Origin of the sequence: Pseudomonas sp. SWRI22, assembly GCF_014268395.2 — a bacterium.
In the GTDB taxonomy this organism is placed as follows: Bacteria; Pseudomonadota; Gammaproteobacteria; order Pseudomonadales; family Pseudomonadaceae; genus Aquipseudomonas; species Aquipseudomonas paracarnis.
The window spans coordinates 717,896-731,351 of record NZ_JABWQK020000003.1; the positions used below are offsets into that span (position 1 = coordinate 717,896).

General features: G+C 58.7%; 15 protein-coding genes and 1 pseudogene. 5 read left to right on the top strand and 11 right to left on the bottom strand.

Annotated elements, in window-relative coordinates:
- Positions 1 to 114 precede the first annotated feature (114 nt).
- Entirely contained in the window at positions 115 to 1,077 is a 963-nt protein-coding gene (trxB, locus tag HU730_RS26305; RefSeq protein WP_003194076.1) for a thioredoxin-disulfide reductase, read from the top strand.
- Positions 1,078 to 1,710: 633 nt separating this feature from the next.
- On the opposite strand, the gene HU730_RS26310 is transcribed toward trxB, so the two are convergent.
- The 9 genes and pseudogenes from HU730_RS26310 to HU730_RS26350 form a co-directional block, all read right to left on the bottom strand.
- Positions 1,711 to 2,049, bottom strand: coding sequence for a HopJ type III effector protein (locus HU730_RS26310; protein ID WP_060765092.1), 339 nt, complete (start codon positions 2,047 to 2,049; stop codon positions 1,711 to 1,713).
- Between the two features lie 92 nt (positions 2,050 to 2,141).
- Entirely contained in the window at positions 2,142 to 2,918 is a 777-nt protein-coding gene (locus HU730_RS26315; RefSeq protein WP_060765093.1) for a TorF family putative porin, read from the bottom strand.
- Between the two features lie 105 nt (positions 2,919 to 3,023).
- Positions 3,024 to 4,765: pseudogene (locus HU730_RS26320) on the bottom strand (amidohydrolase).
- Between the two features lie 179 nt (positions 4,766 to 4,944).
- Positions 4,945 to 5,877: a helix-turn-helix domain-containing protein gene (locus HU730_RS26325; protein ID WP_186527657.1), complete on the bottom strand. Its 933-nt coding sequence runs from the start codon at positions 5,875 to 5,877 to the stop codon at positions 4,945 to 4,947.
- 57 nt (positions 5,878 to 5,934) lie between these two features.
- On the bottom strand, positions 5,935 to 6,231 hold the full coding sequence (locus tag HU730_RS26330) for a DUF1244 domain-containing protein (protein WP_060765096.1): 297 nt from the start codon (positions 6,229 to 6,231) through the stop codon (positions 5,935 to 5,937).
- 65 nt (positions 6,232 to 6,296) lie between these two features.
- The gene (gene folX / locus HU730_RS26335) at positions 6,297 to 6,701 is read right to left on the bottom strand and encodes a dihydroneopterin triphosphate 2'-epimerase (protein ID WP_034128742.1); all 405 of its coding nucleotides are present in this window, start codon (positions 6,699 to 6,701) and stop codon (positions 6,297 to 6,299) included.
- 2 nt (positions 6,702 to 6,703) lie between these two features.
- The gene (gene folE, locus HU730_RS26340) at positions 6,704 to 7,264 is read right to left on the bottom strand and encodes a GTP cyclohydrolase I FolE (protein ID WP_003194072.1); all 561 of its coding nucleotides are present in this window, start codon (positions 7,262 to 7,264) and stop codon (positions 6,704 to 6,706) included.
- A gap of 20 nt (positions 7,265 to 7,284) precedes the next feature.
- Positions 7,285 to 7,995, bottom strand: coding sequence for a dihydromonapterin reductase (gene folM, locus HU730_RS26345; RefSeq protein WP_186527658.1), 711 nt, complete (start codon positions 7,993 to 7,995; stop codon positions 7,285 to 7,287).
- Between the two features lie 57 nt (positions 7,996 to 8,052).
- Positions 8,053 to 8,610 carry an antibiotic biosynthesis monooxygenase gene (locus tag HU730_RS26350; protein WP_034128740.1) on the bottom strand — a complete coding sequence of 186 codons (558 nt, stop codon included), beginning with the start codon at positions 8,608 to 8,610 and terminating at the stop codon, positions 8,053 to 8,055.
- Between the two features lie 213 nt (positions 8,611 to 8,823).
- Here HU730_RS26350 and HU730_RS26355 point away from each other — a divergent pair, with 213 nt between their 5' ends.
- Positions 8,824 to 9,786: a MerR family transcriptional regulator gene (locus tag HU730_RS26355; RefSeq protein WP_186527659.1), complete on the top strand. Its 963-nt coding sequence runs from the start codon at positions 8,824 to 8,826 to the stop codon at positions 9,784 to 9,786.
- Here the strand turns inward: HU730_RS26355 and HU730_RS26360 are convergent.
- Both HU730_RS26360 and HU730_RS26365 read right to left on the bottom strand, forming a co-directional pair.
- Positions 9,777 to 10,382 carry a hypothetical protein gene (locus tag HU730_RS26360; RefSeq protein WP_034128738.1) on the bottom strand — a complete coding sequence of 202 codons (606 nt, stop codon included), beginning with the start codon at positions 10,380 to 10,382 and terminating at the stop codon, positions 9,777 to 9,779. The genes HU730_RS26355 and HU730_RS26360 overlap by 10 nt on opposite strands.
- Before the next feature lie 58 nt (positions 10,383 to 10,440).
- Positions 10,441 to 10,908, bottom strand: coding sequence for a PAS domain-containing protein (locus HU730_RS26365; protein ID WP_034128737.1), 468 nt, complete (start codon positions 10,906 to 10,908; stop codon positions 10,441 to 10,443).
- Between the two features lie 129 nt (positions 10,909 to 11,037).
- On the opposite strand from HU730_RS26365, the gene HU730_RS26370 reads away from it, so the two are divergent.
- The 3 genes from HU730_RS26370 (at position 11,038) to HU730_RS26380 (ending at position 13,353) form a co-directional block, all read left to right on the top strand.
- Entirely contained in the window at positions 11,038 to 11,493 is a 456-nt protein-coding gene (locus HU730_RS26370; protein ID WP_014719876.1) for a flavodoxin, read from the top strand.
- A 175-nt stretch (positions 11,494 to 11,668) separates the two neighbouring features.
- Positions 11,669 to 12,451: a class II aldolase/adducin family protein gene (locus HU730_RS26375; protein WP_060765090.1), complete on the top strand. Its 783-nt coding sequence runs from the start codon at positions 11,669 to 11,671 to the stop codon at positions 12,449 to 12,451.
- Positions 12,451 to 13,353 carry an alpha/beta fold hydrolase gene (locus HU730_RS26380; RefSeq protein WP_054921550.1) on the top strand — a complete coding sequence of 301 codons (903 nt, stop codon included), beginning with the start codon at positions 12,451 to 12,453 and terminating at the stop codon, positions 13,351 to 13,353. Before HU730_RS26375 ends, HU730_RS26380 begins: the two co-directional genes overlap by 1 nt.
- The last annotated feature ends 103 nt before the right edge of the window (positions 13,354 to 13,456 follow it).

Below are 13,456 nucleotides of genomic sequence, written 5' to 3' on the forward strand. Positions count from 1 at the left end.
TACGCTGCACCCATTATTTTTCAGGACCTGGCGAGTCAAAGCCTTCCCCAAGTGCTTCGCGGTCCTTTTTTATTCCCGCCGCCCTGTGGTCCGGGCGGTCGGTAGGAGTGAGTCATGTCTGATACCCGTCATTCCCGAGTGATTATTCTCGGTTCCGGCCCTGCCGGTTACAGCGCTGCCGTCTACGCTGCCCGAGCCAATCTCAAGCCGCTGCTGATCACCGGTATGCAGGCGGGTGGCCAATTGACCACCACCACTGAAGTCGACAACTGGCCGGGCGATGTCCACGGCTTGACCGGCCCGGTGCTGATGGAACGTATGAAAGAGCACGCCGAGCGCTTTGAAACCGAGATCGTCTTCGACCATATCAACAAGGTCGACTTCTCGAAAAAGCCTTACAGCCTGACCGGTGACAGCGGTGTGTACACCTGCGACGCACTGATCATTGCCACTGGTGCCAGTGCGCGTTACCTGGGCCTGCCGTCGGAAGAAGCGTTCATGGGCAAGGGTGTTTCCGCCTGCGCCACTTGCGATGGTTTCTTCTACCGCAACAAGCCGGTTGCCGTGGTCGGCGGTGGCAACACTGCCGTGGAAGAGGCGCTGTACCTGGCCAACATCGCCAGCACCGTGACCCTGGTTCACCGCCGCGAGACCTTCCGCGCCGAGAAGATCCTGATCGACAAGCTGCACGCCCGTGTCGCTGAAGGCAAGATCATCCTCAAGCTCAACGCCACCCTGGATGAAGTCCTGGGCGACAACATGGGTGTGACCGGTGCCCGTCTGAAAAACAACGACGGCAGTTTCGACGAGCTGAAAGTCGACGGCGTGTTCATCGCTATCGGCCACACTCCGAACACCTCACTGTTCGAAGGCGTGCTGGAAGCCAAAGACGGGTACCTAGTGGTGCAGGGCGGCCGCGAAGGCAATGCAACTGCGACCAACATCGAAGGTATCTTCGCTGCCGGCGACGTGGCAGACCACGTTTACCGCCAGGCCATCACCTCGGCCGGCGCCGGTTGCATGGCGGCCCTGGATGCCGAGCGTTACCTCGACGGTTTGAAGGACGCTTCGTTCTAAACCCGTTGACTCAAAAAAACCGGCGAAAGCCGGTTTTTTTATGCCTGCGATCTAACCTACACCGCTAAACAAATGTGGGAGCTGGCTTGTCTGCGAAGGCGGCCTGGCAGTCAACACAGTTGGATTGTGTACATATCCATTGCTGCGGTAACGGCCGCTTAGGGTTCCGCTCTGACAGCGGGTCACTTTTGGAAAAGAGCCCGGAATGCCGGTCCAGCCAAAAGTAACCAAAAGGGCTCTTGCCCCACCACTCGGCACCTCGCTTAGGCTCGGTGTGCCCGTAATCTGCCAGTGATTTGGGGGGCCGCCGCCACGCGCCATCCATGGCGCGGGGCGGCTAAACCGGCATCCCTGCCGGTTTACCCCCCAAATCCCTGTCGAATTCCGGCCAGCGTGGTTTAACGGGGCGCCTAAGATCAAAAGCAGATCAAGAGCGGCTCGCTTCGCATCGTGGTTACCGGTCAGTTAAGCGGTCATCGCTTTCTGTAGGAGCGAGCTTGCTCGCGAAAAACGTCAACGATAACGCGTGCTTGCTGAATGAACGCGGCGCCTGTAAGTTTTTCGCTAGCAAGCTCGCTCCTACAGGCATTACGGCAAGCCCGGCTCCCACATTGAGCGGGGTCGGCTATGCAATCAGCGGCGGGTCAGAGGCTGTTCAGCAAATTTCACTGCGGCCAACCCATGGGCAATCAGTGCCCGAATATTGCCATGGTCACTGCCGTCCGGAGTGGCCACCACCGACCGGTAATGCTCACCAAACGCCAGCAGTGCTTCCTGATCACTTAACCCTTCCAGCAGTGCCAGACCCAAGGTCTTGCACGAGCCTTCATTTTGCCCGGCGGCATTTTCCACACCGCCGTTGGTGAAGGCTTGCGGCTGGTAGTCGTAACCGGCGGCGATAAAGGCCAGGGTGTCGGCAAAGACATGTTCGCCGCTGTTGAGGTTGGCGCGCAGGGTATTCAAATCTGTCATCGGTTCTGGCTCTTTCTTAACGGGTGTAGGTGAGATTACCTATAGTAACTTTTTCAGGGTTATTTCGAACCACATGCAAGCTGACGGGCGGGTTAGAACGTCTTGCTCGCGCCGACCACTATTGTTGCGCTGCACAGGTTATCGAAGCCGGTAAAGCTGGTGCATTCGGCTTTCGAAAGGTCGGTGTCGATATAGCTCAGCGACCAGTTAACGCCGACCAACTCGCGGCTGAGCTTGATTTCCCAGTTGTGATAATCGGCACGGCCGTTACCGTTGTTACTGAAAAATACATCGTCTTTGTAGTCGACGTATTCATAGCGAGCTTCCAGGCCGACCTCTGCGGGCAGCACGGTGTGGTAACCGATGAACCACGATGACAAGTCCTCGTCTTGTTTACCCTTGTGGAACTCGCCATGTTCATCCTCGTAGTCAGGGCCTTTCATGTTGCGCACGTATTTGCCACCGAGCAGAACGCCGTAAACATCAAGGACAGTCTTGATTTCGCCTTGGTTGTAATCGCTTTCGCGCGGGTATTCATACTGCGTGTAGAAGCTGTCCAGGCTGATGCGGTCATGGATTTGCCAAAAGTAGCCGGCGAAATATTCGATTTCCTGGCGCGTTTTGGAGCCATTGCCAAAGTCGACATTCGAGGTCCAGACGCCGGCGTACAAACCACTGGCGTGGTTGAGGGTAATCCCCAGTTGTGCGGCAGGGTCACCCAGGGTTTGCGAGATACCACTGGTGCGATAGTCGCTGACCAGCGCGGGGTTGATGATGAGCTCGAAGCTGTCGTTGAGCTCGACGGCTTGAGCGTTGATCAGGGGCGTCAAGGCGAGCGCTGCTAGCATGAAGACGGAAAGTGCGTTCATAGGAGTCTCTTATTGTTATGAGTGTGTGAGTTATTCCAGGCGCGACCGTGCCCAGCGCCGCTCTGGGAGCGGCGTCAGGTGTTTGCGTAATATTGAGCGAGTGAGTCAGGCGCCGGGGGCGTAAACCTGTTTGCCGGAGAAGAAGGTGTTCAGGACCTTGGTTTCGAAGAGCTCGTCGTCACTGACCTTGAACACATCGCGATCAAGGACGATCAGGTCAGCCTGCTTACCGGGTTCCAGCGAGCCGATCTGTTGATCCAGACGAAGGGTTTTGGCGGCATTGAGGGTGTAGGCGTAGAACATGGTCTGGCGATCAAGGCTTTCCTTGGCGTTAAGCACCCCCAATGGGCCCTTACGCGTACTGGCCTGAGCAATGGCATTCCACGGGTTGGGGCCAGAGACGGGCCAGTCACTGCCGCCCGCGATGGTTGCACCCGCGTCATGCAGGGATTTGGCGGGGTACAGGTGATCGTAGGCAGACGTAGTGATGTAAGGCTTGACCAGTTCTTCGGTGTAACTCTCGCTGGTGGCCCACAGCAATTGCATGGAGGCAATGACCCCCAGTTGCTTGAAGCGAGGGAAGTCTTCTGGATCGACCACTTGCAAGTGGGCGAGGCTATGGGCCACAGGCGTCGGGTTGAGGCGGCGCGCATAAGCAACGCCATTGAGGGCTTCACGTACGGCACGGTCACCGTCCGCGTGCACATGCATGATCCAGCCGCGCTTTTCTGCAGCCACCACCAACTCACCGAAATGCTTCGGATCGATCAGCAACTGACCGCGTTTATTAGTGTTTTTGTAGGGGACGATGACCGCTGCGGTCTGCCCTGGAAACTCCATGATGCCGTCAGCAAAGATCTTGATGCCGGGGAATGTCAGGTTGGGCACACCCTCGAATTTTTTCATCACCTTGGCCACGACTTCCAGGTCGGCCGGCTTGCTTTTGGAGTTGGTGAGCATCAAGGCGGCGACGTGGGCACTGAGTTCGCCCATCTCGGCCAGTTCGCGGTAGAACGGCAGCACGCCGTAGCTCTGCTCCGTGGCGGTGAAGTCGAACAGCGAGTCGCCATTGCCGGCATTTGATGCCGCATCCATCCACGCGGTGACGCCATAACATTGTTGACCTTCACCGCTTCGCGGGCGGCCTTGAGCATGGTCTCTCTGCTCGGTGCAGGAACCTTATTGCGGACCTGATCCCAGCGAGATTCGGCAAAATAACCGGTGGGGGTGAAGTCGTTTTCGTGACCGATGTAGTCACGCTCGTTCGCAGGCAGGCCTTTTACCAGTGCTGCATCGACTTTCACACGCTTGAGCATCGCGTTGTTGGCCCAGCCGGTGTGGCCGTCGATGCCACTGAGCACCAGCGGTTGATCGGCCCAGCGGCCCTGGTTGAAGATCTTGCCCAGTTCGCGGCTTTTATCCCAATAGGCCGAGCTGGTGCCGGCAATTAAGATGACGTCCCCGGATCTCGCCCGGCCTGCCTTATCTTGCTCGATGATCCATTGCTCAAGCTCGGGCAATGGCTTTTCTTCATCCAGCAAGTTGGCGCCCAGGCTCGCGAGACCTGCAGACACCGGATGGCTGTGAGTATCAATCATGCCGGGCATCAATACCTTGCCCGCAAGGTCGAACCGTTGAGTGTTGGCATCGGCGAGGGCATTGATCTGCGCGTCGCTACCGACGCCGAGGATTTTTCCATTTTCCACCGCCAAGGCTTGAGCCAGCGCTTGGCCGGGGACACCGGTGAAAACCTTGCCATTGGTGAATACCAGATCGGCTGCTGCCATGGCCTGCAGTGAGGGCACCGTTAACATCGCGGCCAGAACACAGGAGGTAAATCGCTTCATTCAAAGGTCCTTTTATTGGTTTTGCTCTATTGAGGTTTTAGCGACGCAGCACATCAATGGCCGGCGAACGCTCGGTTCCTTGTTTGAAGTCGATAATGCGGGGGCAAGGAGGCTGGCCTCTATCCGATTTACGCTTGCGTGCGAGCCTCATTTTGGTGCGCAAGCGCTTGGGGGCCGATTCAGCGGGGACGTAAGAGTGTGCGGCTGGGGAGTTCACCAAAAAGCTGGTAATAGGCCTGGGAGAAACGGCCCAGGTGCCAGAATGACCAGCGCATGGCGACTTCCGCCACGGTCGTCTCTGCTGGCACCCTGCGCAGTAAGTCGCGGCGGGCAAAGTTCAATCGGCGTAACCGCTGCCATTGGCTGGGTGATACACCGATAGAAGACGTGAAGCGTTGTTGCAACTGACGAACAGACACCCCGGCGCCGTTGGCCAGTTGCAATACATTGAAGTGTTCTTGCGGGCTGGCCATGACCAGGTCGAAAACCCGTTGGATAAGACGGCGGTCATGGGCTCGGTGTTTCAGGCTTGCCAGGTCTGGCGTCTGGCTCGGGCAATCGAGGATATACAGGCAATCGTCGACCAGCTGTTGTGCCAGCCCTTCTTCAGGCACCGGGGATTGCCCCACTGCCAACCGTTGAAGCGTACTGCTCAACCAGTGGCCAAAAACCTGGCTCTGCCGGGAAACCAGCGGGGTGAGGAGCATGCCATCCAGGCTGCTCAAGTTCAGGCAATCAAGTTGCTTGAGGAGCATGCCATCCAGGCTGCTCAAGTTCAGGCAATCAAGTTGCTTGAGGTATTGAGGGCCGATCACCACCGCGACTTCTTTATAGTTTTGCGGGGTCACCCAGGTGTTCTGGCTATCCTCGTTGAGCAGGTACAGCGATCCGTCACCGGTATCAAAACTGAAGACCAATGAACCGGCGGGCGCATGGAAATGCTGCTCTACCCGCGTGTTCATCTGCTCTTCATACACCTCGATGCCGTCCAACTGCATGTACACAACTTTGCCCCGAAAATACCCTGGGGACATTTGCTGGTAGTGCTCCTGCCAGCCGGAAATCGCCAGTTGCTGATCCACATCCGCAGTATCAAAGGTTTGAATCTGCATGCTTTTGCTTTCCTGGTTTTTCCCGTGGGCTGGCCCCACGTCGCGAGGGCTTAGCGCCTAAGCCTGGGGGTTGCCTTTGGCGAACGCGGCCTGTTGGTCTGCGTTGGCTTCTTGCTGGTATTGGGCTTTCCACTCGGCGTACGGCATGCCGTACACCACTTCACGGGCGTCATCGAGGCTGACCTCGATCTGGCGTTCGTCGGCTTCGGCCTTGTACCACTTGGACAGGCAGTTGCGGCAGAAGCCGGCGAGGTTCATCAGGTCGATATTCTGCACATCCTTGCGGCTGTCCAGGTGGGCCACCAATCGGCGAAAGGCGGCGGCTTCGAGTTCGAGGCGTTGTTGGTCGGTCATGGCGGTCTCTTCGAGACAGCTTCAAGCGGGTAAGCTTAAAGCTGCAAGTTGGAATGAGGCTGGCTTTAACTTGTGGCTTTAAGCTTATCGCTTGAGGCTGAGCGGCTCGCCGCGAGCGTTATCGAAACCGACTCGGCAAAGCGCAGCGCGTGGGGCTTGTCCACTTCGACTTCGGCGTACAGCACCGATTCGTTGCTCATCACCAGGTCCAGCAATTCCTGGGTCAGGCGCTCCAGCAGGGCAAAGCGATTGCCTTCGACGTGAGCGATGATGGCCTTGGTGATGGTGCGGTAGTTCAGGGCGTGGTCGATGTCGTTGTCACGCACGGCTTCCTGGGCGGCATACAGGATGGTCAGGTTGATCAGCACATCCTGCTTGTTGAGGATTTCGTCCTCGTTGATGCCGATAAAGGTGCGCAGGCACAGGTCCTTGACCCGGATACGCGCCATGCCTGGTTGAAGTTGTGGCATTGCTACTTGCTCCGTCCAATCAGTTGCAGGAACTCCATGCGGGTGGTGTTCGACTCGCGAAAGGCGCCGAGCATCACCGAGGTGTTCATGGTTGAATTCTGTTTCTCCACGCCGCGCATCATCATGCACATGTGCTTGGCTTCGATCACCACCGCCACGCCGGCGGCCTGGGTCACGTCCTGGATGGCGTCGGCGATTTGCCGCGTGAGGTTCTCCTGGATCTGCAGGCGCCGGGCGAACATGTCGACAATGCGCGCCAGTTTTGACAGGCCCAGCACCTTGCCGGTCGGAATATAGGCCACATGGGCCTTGCCGATGAAGGGCAGTAAGTGATGCTCGCACAGCGAGTACAACTCGATGTCTTTGAGGATCACCATCTCGTCATTGTCGGACGCGAACAGCGCGCCGTTGACGATTTCCTCCAGATTCTGCTCATAGCCATGACACAGGTACTGCATGGCCTTGGCGGCACGCTTGGGCGTATCGAGCAGGCCCTCGCGCTGCGGGTCTTCGCCCAGGCCCTTGAGGATCTCGCGGTAGTGGTGGGGCAGGGATAAGGTCATACAACATCCTCGTAAACGGCTTACTTGATATGCCGCCCACCGTTGACGGTCAGGGTGGTACCGGTGACATAGGGATTGTCCAGCAGGTAACGCACGCTCTGGTAGATCACCTCGGGCCCGGGTTCGATGCCCAGGGCCGACTTGGCCAGGACCTTGGCGCGATAGGCCGCGTCATCGCCTTCGTTGAACATCACCATCGCCGGTGCGATACCGTTGACCTTGATCAGCGGCGCGAACTGTGCGGCAAACGATAACGTGAGGCTGTCGAGCCCGGCCTTGGTGGCGCAATAGGCGATGTGCTGCTGGCTGCCCTTGCGCACCACGTCATCGCTGATATGCACGATATCGGCGGGTGTCGAGCGTTGCAGCAAAGGTGAACAATGCAGGTTGATCAGATACGGCGCAAGCATGTGCACGCTGAACATGTCGATAAAGGCACGGCTTTCGTCGCCCGGGGTTTCGGCGACCCAGGCTGAAGCGTTGTGGATGATCGCTCGCAGGCTTTGAGTATGGGTTTTCACTACGGCGATGAAAGCCAGTACGCCGGCTTCGCTGGAGAAGTCGGCAAACACGCCGATGGCGCCCCGCTCACGCAGTGCCTGCACGCCGGGACGTTCACTGCGGTAGCTGAAAATCACCGATTGGCCTTCATCCAACAGGCGCTGGGCACAATGCAGGCCGACACGCTGGCCGGCACCGGTGATCAGGATCGGAGCGTTGGTTGCATTCATGGGAGGCTCAAGTCGCTGGCAGGCTCAAACTATACCAGCGCCCCGGCCTCCCTGTACTCAAGCGGCGGCTTCAGTGACTTTGCGAGGGGGCGAAGGGTGCAGCCAGTTCGCCAGCAGATGGGTCGACAGCGGTATAAAAAGGTAAACCATCAGCGGAGTCAGGGCTGCGGTGCTGACCAGTACGCGGCTGAACAGGTCCAACTCGCTGAGCAGCGGCCCCAGGCCGAAGTTGAACAGCAACGATACCGGGAAAAAAGCCAACCAGATGGCCACCGCCTGTTTCCAGCGTGGCGGGCGGGCACCCGCTGCGCCGAACCAGCCATCGATACCGCTGACACGGTGTTCCGACGGGTTGGCAAATAGCTCGCTGCCACGGCTCAGCCACGCGCTGCGCGAAGCGGAGAACTCCCATGCGTGCAGGGTTTTTTCATCGGCGAAGCGGAAGATGATCTGGAATTCATCATCATGGGGTGGTGGCGCCAGCACGCCGGAGCCCAGGTAACCGGGGAAGTCAGTCGCCAATTGCTCGCCTTCGCGCAGCCAGGCCATCAGTTCTTCGTAGCGACCTTTGGCCACGCGGCGCGCAACCATCAAGGTGACGGGTGAGGTAGACATCGTATATCTCCAAATCAGCAAGTGCGCCGAGCCGGGTAGGCGGCGCACGAACGAAGCTGCGGGGTGGTGCAGCGACGCAAAAGAACAGGCAAGGATTATTCCGGTTTTGCCCAAATACGCCAGAAACTTCGGATGGATCGCCGTAGATCTTGAATCATGCAGTTCAATCGGCGTTAAATAGGATTCAAATTCATACAAGTTTTTTGACTGCTGATGCCTGAAATCACTGCGCCTCTTCGCGAAACGACACCCGACAGCCACACTGACTGCGAGGGGCTGTTTCCGATTCGTGAAGTGGCAAGACTCACAGGTGTAAACCCGGTGACGTTGCGTGCGTGGGAGCGTCGCTACGGTTTGATCCAGCCTGTGCGCACCGAAAGTGGGCACAGGCTTTACTCACGCACCGATATCGAAACCGTGCACCGCATCCTCGACTGGATCGAGCGTGGCGTGGCGGTGAGCAAAGTCGGCAAGCTTTTGGCGCGCGACCCACAGCCCAACGAGCCGGCTACAGCGTCACGCAGCGATACCGAGCTGGAGTGGCGCCAATGGCAGGCGCAACTGCGGCAGGCCATCAGTGCCTTTGATGATCGTGAGCTCGACCGGTTGTACGGCCAGATCTTCAGCGTCTATTCGACGACCGTGGTGTTCCAGGACATTTTGGTACCGCTGTGGCAGCAATTGTTACGTCACCAAGGCCGCTTTGGCCAAGCCAGCGAGTGGCTGTTCTTCGACAATTTCCTGCGCTCGCGCGTCGCACGGTGCCTGCAAATGGCCTGTGCCTCGCCAGTGCCCAGGGTGTTGCTCTCAGCCATTGCCGGAGAGTGCCGTGAGCTGGAGTTGCTGGTGGCGGGCTTGTTGATGTCGAGCGAGAAACTGGCGGTCAAGGTCCTGGGCGTTGGCCAGCCATTGGATGAGTTGACGCTGATCTGCGAGCGCACTCGGCCGCAAGCCCTGGTGCTGTTTTCCAACCATGCCCCTGGCGCAGAGCTGGCGTCACGGCTCAATCGCCTGGCCTTCACCCTCGATTGCCCGTTGTTGCTGGCTGGTGAGGCGTCGGACCTGGCGGAACACAGCCTCGCAGGTTCGTCGATTGGTTGCCTGGGCAATGACGGACGCTGGATGCCGCGCCGCTTGCAGCAAATGCTCAGCGGCCATCTGGAGTCTCAGGCATGAACGTGAGGATGCACCAGGCGATGTTGGTGCAGGATGAACTGGCGTAACCGTTCGATCTCATCAGCATCGCTTTGGCTCAGGCGGTAGGCGAACAGGCCGCGGGCGGTTACCCGCTCCAGCGTACCGCGCAGGGCGATGCGTTCGTAGCCGGAAGGGCTGAACCACAGGGAAAACGTCTTTGGCGGTTTGACCCGGCCACGCACCTCTACCAGCACCCCTTTGAATGACACTTCGTGCACCCACAGCGCGCTGGAGTAGCCCTTGATGTTTTCCAGCGCCACCGGCGTTTCAAGCGCCAGGCGCCACGGGCGGATCATCGGCCCATCTTCAAAAATGCTCGGTACGCCCAGGCGCAAATGCACGGCATGAAACTCATCTTCCACCAGGTGCAACGGGAAGGTGAGTTGCTGGTTGTCGAACTGCGCCTGGATGGTGACCTGGTCGTGAGCCGCTAGCCGCGTGAGCAGATCGCGAATCTGTGCCCCGCCATTAACCGTCAGGCTCGACCATGCATCCCGCAGGTTGAGCTGCGGGTTGTGCGTCATGTCCTGGATAAAATCCAGCTCGTCCTGCGTCAATAGCGTGTCGCGTTGCATTGATCTGGCTCAAGGCTGAGGCATTAAAAAGCCATTATCGCTCTAAAGACCGCATTTTTTACAGTTTGTTAAATCCACTCGTCGCCTTGAGTGCGGCGAGCTCGCTCTTGAGCTCGGCCAACTGGGCTTCCAGTTGGGCGACACGCTGTTGTGCCTTGACTTGAGTGGTGACGTCTTTCTGCACACCGACGAAGTAGGTTTGCTTGTCGACCTCGTTGTACACGGTCGAAAGCGATAGCTCGTTCCAGAAAGGCGTGCCGTCCTTGCGGTAGTTACGCAGGATCTCTCGGCAGGTGCCGCCGCTGTCGAGCGCATCACGAATGGCGATCAAGGCCGGTTGGTCGCGGTCGCCCGCCTGCAGGAAGCGGCAGTCCTGATAGAGGATTTCGTCCATCGTGTAGCCAGTCATCCTTTCGAAGGCCGGGTTGACGTAGATCAGTGGTTTTTCCCGGCCTTCGCGCTCGGCAACAACGATTCCGTCGTTGGACGCATTGACGACCATTTGCAGCAGTTTGGCGTTAATCATAGAGCGGTCCATGGCCTGGTTTTGACCTTGCCAGTTTATGGCAAGTCTGGAATGTTGCACGGTGCGCACTGAAATATTGGCACGGGCTGCTAATATCCCATGCTTTCACTCAACTACAGGATCAGATTGATGAAAGTCGCCATCCTCTCCGGCTCGGTCTACGGTACGGCTGAAGAAGTCGCTCGCCACGCGGAAGAAATCCTCAAGGACGCAGGTTTCAACGCCTGGCATAACGCACGTGCCACGCTGGCAGACGTGCAGGCCTTTGCTCCCGATGCATTCCTGGCAGTGACCTCGACCACCGGCATGGGCGAGCTGCCCGACAATCTGCAGCCTCTGTACTCAACCATCCGCGACCAACTGCCCGCCGCCTGGCGCGGCCTGCCGGGAGCGGTCATCGGCCTGGGCGACGCCAGCTATGGCGATACTTTCTGTGGCGGCGGTGAACAAATGCGCGAATTGTTCGCCGAACTGGGCATCCGCGAAGTGCAGCCGATGCTGCGCCTGGACGCCAGCGAAAGCGTCACTCCGGAAGCTGACGCCGAGCCTTGGCTGGCCGATTTGATCACCGCGCTGCGCGGTTGAACCCCAGGGAGCGCCGTTATTGACGGCGCTTGTTTGACACGTATTTGTACTATTCTCTTGACTGACTCGCTCAGTCATCAAGCTGGCTGCCAAGGAAACTCCTCGCACCTCGGCGTCTGACTAGACTGGCTCTCACTTTAGACACCATAAGAAGTGCGCCAAGGAGGTCATTGCCATGAGCCTAGCCCCTGCACCATCGCCACAAAACGTCAAAGCCCAGGTCAGCGCCGCCGAATGGCAAACCCGCGTGGACCTCGCGGCCTGCTATCGCCTGGTGGCCATGCACGGCTGGGATGACCTGATCTTCACGCATATTTCGGCCAAGGTGCCAGGCACTGAAGATTTCCTGATCAACCCCTATGGGCTGATGTTCCATGAGATCACCGCGTCGAGCCTGGTCAAGGTTGACCAGGCCGGCAATAAGCAAATGGACAGCCCCTACGAGATCAACCCTGCGGGCTACACCATCCACAGCGCCATCCACGAAGTGCGCCACGACGTGACCTGCGTGCTGCACACCCACACCGCTGCCGGCGTGGCGGTGTGTGCGCAAAAGCAGGGTGTATTGCCCATCAGCCAGCAATCGCTGTTTGTGCTGTCCAGCCTGGGCTATCACGCCTATGAGGGCGTGGCGCTGAATCACGAGGAAAAGGCCCGCCTGCAAGCGGATCTGGGCCAGAACAATTTCCTGATGCTGCACAACCACGGCCTGCTGACCTGCGCCGGCACGATCGCCGACACCTTCCTGATGATGTTCACCTTCCAGCGCGCCTGCGAGATTCAGGTACTGGCCCAAAGCGGCGGCACCGAGTTGATCGCCATCGAGCCGCAGATTCTCGCCGGTGCCAAGGCGATGGTGGCAGCTGTCACAAAAAGCGCCCAAGGTATGGGGGGTGCGCTGGCCTGGCCGGCACTGCTGCGCAAATTGGATAATCAGGACCCCGGGTATAAAAGCTGATGCCACTCGCCGAGATACCGCTCAGAGCCTGGCGCAAACGCGGCCAGGACTTCGTCTTTCGTGGCCACACCGTGCGGTATTGGGTGGCCGGGCAGGGCGAGCCGTTGCTGCTGATTCATGGTTTCCCCACGGCCAGTTGGGACTGGCACTACCTGTGGCAACCCCTGGCCCAGCGCAACCTGGTGATTGCCTGCGACATGCTCGGCTTTGGCGACTCGGCCAAACCCTTGGACCACGACTATTGCCTGTTGGAACAGGCCGATCTGCAACAGGCGCTGCTTGAGCACCTGCGCGTAGAGCAGCCGGTGCATGTGTTGGCTCATGACTACGGCGACAGTGTCGCCCAGGAATTATTGGCTCGGCATTACGAGGGCCGGTTCCAGATGGCGAGCTGTGTATTTCTCAACGGCGGGCTGTTTCCGGAAACCCATCGGCCGGCGCTGGTGCAAAAGCTGCTGCTCAGCCCGTTGGGCTGGATGATCGGTCGGGCCTTTGGGCGCAATGCCTTGGCCAGCAGTTTCAACCAGATCTTCGGCCCCCAGACGCGGCCCAGTGAAAGCGTGCTGGATGATTTCTGGAGTTTGATCAGTTGCAACGACGGCCCGCGTATCCTGCACAAACTGATCGCCTACATCCCCCAGCGCCGTCGTCTGCGCGAGCGCTGGCTCACGGCCATGCAGCGAGGCGAAGTGCCGCTGCGGGTGATCGACGGCGAAGTAGACCCGATTTCCGGGGCTCATATGGTCGAGCGCTATCGCCAACTGGTGCCCCAGCCCGACACGATAAGACTGGCCAATATCGGCCATTACCCCCAGATCGAGGCGCCGGTCCAAGTGCTCAAGCATTACCAGGCGTTTCGTGAGCGCATCAGCCAGCCTTCACCGCGCGCGGCCTATTCCTGAGCCTGCGCATCATCCCGCTGCCTTATCAAGCACCATTCAGCCCTGGCCGTCTTTATTGTGACCAAAGGCTGCTTGCGTGACACTCTGCCTATTCCCATTGTCG

Coding starts and splice junctions, on each gene's coding strand:
- trxB (WP_003194076.1), top strand. CDS start 115: ATGTCTGATACCCGTCATTCCCGAGTGATTATTCTCGGTTCCGGCCCT.
- HU730_RS26310 (WP_060765092.1), bottom strand. CDS start 2,049: ATGACAGATTTGAATACCCTGCGCGCCAACCTCAACAGCGGCGAACAT.
- HU730_RS26315 (WP_060765093.1), bottom strand. CDS start 2,918: ATGAACGCACTTTCCGTCTTCATGCTAGCAGCGCTCGCCTTGACGCCC.
- HU730_RS26325 (WP_186527657.1), bottom strand. CDS start 5,877: ATGCAGATTCAAACCTTTGATACTGCGGATGTGGATCAGCAACTGGCG.
- HU730_RS26330 (WP_060765096.1), bottom strand. CDS start 6,231: ATGACCGACCAACAACGCCTCGAACTCGAAGCCGCCGCCTTTCGCCGA.
- folX (WP_034128742.1), bottom strand. CDS start 6,701: ATGCCACAACTTCAACCAGGCATGGCGCGTATCCGGGTCAAGGACCTG.
- folE (WP_003194072.1), bottom strand. CDS start 7,264: ATGACCTTATCCCTGCCCCACCACTACCGCGAGATCCTCAAGGGCCTG.
- folM (WP_186527658.1), bottom strand. CDS start 7,995: ATGAATGCAACCAACGCTCCGATCCTGATCACCGGTGCCGGCCAGCGT.
- HU730_RS26350 (WP_034128740.1), bottom strand. CDS start 8,610: ATGTCTACCTCACCCGTCACCTTGATGGTTGCGCGCCGCGTGGCCAAA.
- HU730_RS26355 (WP_186527659.1), top strand. CDS start 8,824: ATGCCTGAAATCACTGCGCCTCTTCGCGAAACGACACCCGACAGCCAC.
- HU730_RS26360 (WP_034128738.1), bottom strand. CDS start 10,382: ATGCAACGCGACACGCTATTGACGCAGGACGAGCTGGATTTTATCCAG.
- HU730_RS26365 (WP_034128737.1), bottom strand. CDS start 10,908: ATGATTAACGCCAAACTGCTGCAAATGGTCGTCAATGCGTCCAACGAC.
- HU730_RS26370 (WP_014719876.1), top strand. CDS start 11,038: ATGAAAGTCGCCATCCTCTCCGGCTCGGTCTACGGTACGGCTGAAGAA.
- HU730_RS26375 (WP_060765090.1), top strand. CDS start 11,669: ATGAGCCTAGCCCCTGCACCATCGCCACAAAACGTCAAAGCCCAGGTC.
- HU730_RS26380 (WP_054921550.1), top strand. CDS start 12,451: ATGCCACTCGCCGAGATACCGCTCAGAGCCTGGCGCAAACGCGGCCAG.